The sequence below is a fragment of the Campylobacter sp. RM16190 genome (assembly GCF_012978835.1).
Classification (GTDB): Bacteria; Campylobacterota; Campylobacteria; order Campylobacterales; family Campylobacteraceae; genus Campylobacter_A.
In genome coordinates this window covers 1-5,556 of record NZ_LIWS01000019.1, presented here as the reverse complement: position 1 = coordinate 5,556, position 5,556 = coordinate 1, and the positions used below count along the sequence as shown (strand labels likewise).

Sequence of the window (5,556 nt, the reverse complement as noted above, 5' to 3'; positions counted from 1 at the left end):
GCATACGAGATGAATGGAGACAATAAAGTAGCGTCTTGTAGTGCATATGATACTATCAACTGGCTTGTTTGCTCGGCGAATTTAGTATCCGATTATGATTTGGCACTAAATTCAATTCTTTTTGACCAGATTCTTATTTCTGTGATATCTACTATAGCTATAGTTATTATTCTAATGGTCATTATTGGTTACTTTTTAAAGCCTTTAAATTTCATCTCTACAGGACTTGTTTCATTTTTTAAATTTTTAAATTATGAGATAAAAGAGCCTGCTGAACTGGATGTAAGAACTAAAGATGAGTTTGGAGTAATGGCATCTTTAATAAATGAAAATATCAGCAAAATACAATCAGCCAAGATATCTGAAGATGAGTTTATAAGAAAAGCAAATGTCTTTGTCGATAATATAGAGTCAGGTAAATTTACGGCCACTCTTGATGCGGATGTGCAAAATCCTGCCCTAATGAATCTTAAAGAAGCATTTGCGAAGTTGTCTTTAAGTCTTCAAACAGGAGTAGCTACAAATAGCAATATAATATTTGATACATTAAATAGATTTAAATCTCAGGATTTTAGCGCAAGAACTAATGATAAAGGCTTGGTAGCCTCAGGAATTGATCTTCTTGGTCAGGAAGTTTCAGGAATGCTAAGACAAAGTCTAGAACAAGCTAAAATTTTAGAAGAAAAGGCCGAAGCGCTAAAAGGACTAATGAAACAACTCACCGACGGAACCAACATCCAAGCAAATTCTCTTCAAGAAAGTGCTGCAGCAGTAGAACAGATGTCAAGCTCAATGAATGCTATAAGTCAAAAAGCAGAAGATGTAACAAGACAATCAGAAGAGATAAAAAACATAATAGTAATAATAAGAGATATAGCAGATCAAACAAATTTACTAGCACTTAACGCAGCAATAGAAGCAGCACGTGCAGGAGAACACGGAAGAGGCTTTGCGGTAGTTGCAGATGAAGTTAGAAAACTAGCGGAAAGAACTCAAAAATCACTAAGTGAGATAGAGGCTAATGCAAATGTCCTAGCTCAAAGCATAAATGAGATGAGTGAGAGTATTAGAGAAGAGAGCGAGGCTGTGCACATGATAAATCAAGCCGTAAATCAGATAGATGATCTCACCAGACAAAATGTCCAAGTGGCCAATAGTACAAACGAAGTTACTTCTGAAGTTGACAATATGGCTAAAGTTATAGCAGAGGATGTAAGAAAGAAGAAATTTTAATGTCCATTGTTTTTGGACCGGTTAGCTCCAGGCGGTTTGGTAGATCGCTTGGAGTTGACCTGTCTCCTGACAAAAAATCTTGCAATTTTGATTGTGTCTATTGCGAATTAACCGCCTCAAAAACTGTTGATAAAATTTCAGATCCTATTAGCATAGAAGAAATTATTAAGGAAGTTTCAGCTGCACTAAAAATCCACAAAGATATCGATGTGATTACGCTCACTGCAAATGGCGAGCCAACTTTATATCCAAATTTAAAGGAGCTTATTTGTAGATTAAATTTAATAAAAGATAGTGCAAAGTTATTGATTTTGTCAAATGGAACGGGCGTGCTAAATTCTAAAATTTATGATGCGATTTTGGCGCTTGATATAGTTAAATTTAGCCTTGATAGCGCTATTCAAAAGACATTTCGTAAAATAGATCGCGGAGATAAAAAACTTATAGTGTCTGATCTAATAGAAAAGATGTCTGAGTTTAGAAACGAATTTAAGGGCGAGCTTGTGCTTGAAATTCTTGTAGTAAAAGGCTTTAACGACACTAAAGATGAATTTGAAGCTTTAAATTTAGCTATAAATAAAATTGCCCCATCAAGAGTAGATATAAGCACCATTGACCGTCCTCCAGCCTATCCTGTAAAAGGCGTTAATAGAGATACTTTAGAAGAAATAGCTGGCTATATCACAAATATACCTTGTGTCATAGCCAGCGCCAAATATGGAGATAAAATGCTTGATTTTACCAAAGAAGAATTACTAGAACTCTCTTGTCGTCGTCCTCAAAGCGATATAGATGTGAAAAATAGTTTTTCTGAAATCTCAAAGCACAATTTAAATGAGCTTATAAAAGACGGCAAGATATATGAAACAAATGTAAGTGGAGTTAAATTTTATAAAATATCTTGATTTGAAGCATATTTTTTTATTATTTACTCTAAATATAAGCTATTTGTCTGAATATTTAATAGAATTTTAGAAATTTATATATTTTAAGCTAAATTTTATTGACAAAAGACATATTTTTTTCTATAATACGGCTTCTTTTATCAATGTTCCGGATTAGCTCAGCGGTAGAGTAGTCGGCTGTTAACCGATTGGTCGCTGGTTCGAATCCAGCATCCGGAGCCATTTACTTGTAAAAAACCCCTTTAAAACCCCGATTTTACCGATACTTTGAAAGCTTTAAGTTTTCTTGGTTTTTGCATTTTTCCCCTTTATTTCCCCTCTGTTTGTTTTTATTTTCTAGATTTTTATGTGTTACTCTAAAATATTTTAAAGCATATTATTTATCAGGCCATCATCAATGCAATTTTAAAAACTTCATGATTTTTGTCGTAAGTTGTTCTAAATCACTCTAAAATAATACATTTTATCAACTTTCTTTAAAAAACTATATTTTTTCAAAATAAAAGCGGCATCGCCAGTATAATTAATATTAGAAAATATTAGTAAAAGGATTTTAATATGGGAAATATAGATTTTTTTGGAAGAACTCTTGAGAGTCTTGAGCGTCAGTTTGTAGGCAAGCAGTCTCTAAATCGTCAAGAGACTGCTAAGGCTCTTGGTATAGGCGTATCTACTCTTGATTTACGCATTAAAGAGGGTAGAAATTTGCCTGAGTATATAAAAATAGGAGATGCAAAGAATTCAAGAATAGTATTTACTCTTGTCTCTATCGCGCAGTTTCTAACCGAATCAAGACAAAAGGTAATATAATGAAAGTAAAGCATAATCGAATTAACAAAATCTCCCTTAGACTAACCGATAATGAAATGAATTTATTGGAAACTAATGCATCTTTGTGTGGTTTAAACAAATCAGCCTTTGTAAGAGATGTTTTACTTAAAGCCAAACCCCCTATCCATAAATTCGATAAAGCTATGGTTAACCAACTTTCAAGGGTGGGTAGTAATCTCAACCAGATAACTAAACATGTTAACACAAATAAAAGCATAGACTCTATAGTCTTAAAGCGTATTATTGAAATTTCTAATTCTATAAATAGTTTGTTGGATAAGGATAAGAATTGTTAGTTAAATTCTTTACTAATAAACAAGGTGGTAGCATATCCGGGATCAACTACCTTTTAAACTATAGAGTAAAAGATAAAACCGCTTGTATTATAAAAGGCAGTGAAAGTATAACCAGAAATATAGTTTCAAGCATAACCAAAAAGCAAAAACTATGTATGGGCTGTCTATCGTTTGAAGAAAAAGATATTGATCTAAAGACTAAACAAAGAGTAATAGATGAGTTTGAAACTCTTCTATTTGGAAATGATAAAGATAGATACAATATCTTATGGGTGGAGCACCAAGACAAGGGGCGACTTGAACTAAATTTTGCAATACCAAAGATAGATTTAGCAACAGGATTATCGTTTAATCCATACTATCACAGGATAGATAGACCTCTCGTTGATTCTTGGCAAAACTACACAAACTTAAGATTTAATCTTTCCGATCCAAAAGATCCTGCTAAGGCTCATGTGCTTCAAGGCTTAAGAAAAGAGTTAAAATCTATAAAGGATTATATAGAGCTTGAAAGGATTCTAGTAGATAAATTAATCAATAATGAATTTAGTTGCAGAGATGACATCTTGCAAGCCCTTAAAAATAGCAATATAGAAGTAACCAGAATAGGAAAAGACTATATATCAGTCAAGCTACCAAATAGTAAAAAGGCTAAAAGATTTAAAGGAGATATGTTTCATGAAAGCTTTACAGACACTGCAAGCTTGGAGCAACTCAGAGAAAAGACACAAAGAAGAGCAAAAGAGTTTAAAGATACAAGGGATGGAAATAATGCTGGCGAACAAGAACCAAGAAGTTTCATCTTTGAAAACGAAATATGCAAACCTAGAGACATCTTTTCAGGAGTTGCAATTGAGAAATTTAGAATTATCAAATTCAAATCAAACCTATCAAAAAGAGATCAAGAGCTTAACAGACTCAAAACAAAACTTAACAATGCAATACAAAAAAGAAACAACTGGCTTAAAGAGCAATTTTCAAGAGAGCCAAGACATAAATTTTATATTAAAACTATCAGTAGTAGCACTTCTGATATTGTTAATAATGTCAGCTATTGTAATTTGGAAGATAAAATCGAACAATTCAATACTAATAGATCAAAACAAACAGATGAAAGCATATATAGAGCACTATATAACTGGCAACCGGCAATAGATAGCAAAACCAAAATCTTCACTAAAAGGATGTATTATGACACTACTAGAGCAAGCGTTATTAGAAGAATCAGAGATGAAAGAGAAGCAAGAGAAAGAGAGAATAGAATTATTAAACGAGCTACTCAAAGAATTCAAGAATTTGAACAAGAGACTAACAGACTTAGAGGAAGTATTCAAAGAACAAACTCTAATACAACAAGAATTTCAAAATTCATTGATGGATTTAGAGGAAAGATTGATATCCTTAGAGAGCTGTCATTTGACATTATCTCAAGAGTTGCTTGGGTTAAAATGGAAGCTAGAAACTTATTCAAGCTAAAGCCAAAGAAATCTCAAGATGTATCCAAAAGAAGAGATATAAGTGATATTGAGTTTGGGTAGGATAAATATACCATAAAATAAATAGACACTCTCTTGTTCACCTAGCCTGTTATAATTATAAAAACAAAAAAGGACCAAAATGCTATCCAAATCGCAATATACAAGAGGGTTACAGTGCCCAAAGTCTCTATGGCTTTATAAATTTAGACGCGACCTTGAAAATAAATATATCGATAATACAAAATTTGAGATAGGTAATGAAGTAGGTAGGCTTGCACAAGAGTATTTTAAAGGCGGAGCCATAATAGAGTTTGATCCAAGTAATTTTGAAAGTATGGCAGAAAGGACAAAGGAGCTTATAGATAATGGAACAAAAATCATTTACGAAGCTACATTTATGTCAAATGGTGTATTTGCCATGGCTGACATCTTGGTAAAAAACGGTAGCGAGTATGAAATTTACGAAGTTAAATCAAGTACTAGTGTAAAAGATTATCATATAGACGATATCAGTGTGCAGTGGTATTGTATAAGCTCAGTTTTACCGCTTAAGAAAGCTTATGTCATGCATATAGATAACTCTTATGAAAGAGTTGGAGAGATAAATTTAAACGAGCTATTTCATATAGAAGATATAACAGATATAGTTATCGCTAAACAAGATGAAGTTAGAGATAACCTAACAAATTTAAACAATATGCTAAGCCTAGATGAGCCTGATATAAAGATAGGAACACAATGCTATAGCCCATTTGAGTGTAGTTTCTCACAGCACTGCTTTAAAGATGTACCTGAAATTTCTATATTAAATTT

Annotated in this window: 5 protein-coding genes, 1 tRNA gene and 1 pseudogene; all 7 read left to right on the top strand. The window is 32.7% G+C overall.

The features are described 5' to 3' along the window. A partial coding sequence (locus CDOM16190_RS10780) for a methyl-accepting chemotaxis protein (RefSeq protein WP_249934171.1) occupies nt 1–1,233 on the top strand: 1,233 nt, incomplete at its 5' end. Further along, a complete protein-coding gene (locus CDOM16190_RS10405; RefSeq protein ID WP_170020760.1) occupies nt 1,233–2,138 on the top strand; it encodes a radical SAM protein in 906 nt (301 codons plus the stop codon). The genes CDOM16190_RS10780 and CDOM16190_RS10405, both read left to right, overlap by 1 nt. A gap of 147 nt (nt 2,139–2,285) precedes the next feature. Further along, nucleotides 2,286–2,360: transfer RNA gene (locus tag CDOM16190_RS10400), tRNA-Asn, on the top strand. A 336-nt stretch (nt 2,361–2,696) separates the two neighbouring features. Next, complete coding sequence (locus CDOM16190_RS10395; RefSeq protein WP_170020758.1) at nt 2,697–2,948, top strand: helix-turn-helix transcriptional regulator; 252 nt, start codon at nt 2,697–2,699, stop codon at nt 2,946–2,948. Further along, nucleotides 2,948–3,265, top strand: coding sequence for a plasmid mobilization protein (locus tag CDOM16190_RS10390; RefSeq protein ID WP_170020756.1), 318 nt, complete (start codon nt 2,948–2,950; stop codon nt 3,263–3,265). The genes CDOM16190_RS10395 and CDOM16190_RS10390 overlap by 1 nt, the downstream gene beginning before the upstream one ends. Beyond that, the gene (locus tag CDOM16190_RS10385; protein ID WP_170020754.1) at nt 3,259–4,803 is read left to right on the top strand and encodes a relaxase family protein; all 1,545 of its coding nucleotides are present in this window, start codon (nt 3,259–3,261) and stop codon (nt 4,801–4,803) included. The genes CDOM16190_RS10390 and CDOM16190_RS10385 overlap by 7 nt, the downstream gene beginning before the upstream one ends. Before the next feature lie 79 nt (nt 4,804–4,882). Beyond that, nucleotides 4,883–5,556, top strand: a pseudogene (locus CDOM16190_RS10380) (DUF2779 domain-containing protein); the annotation flags it as partial.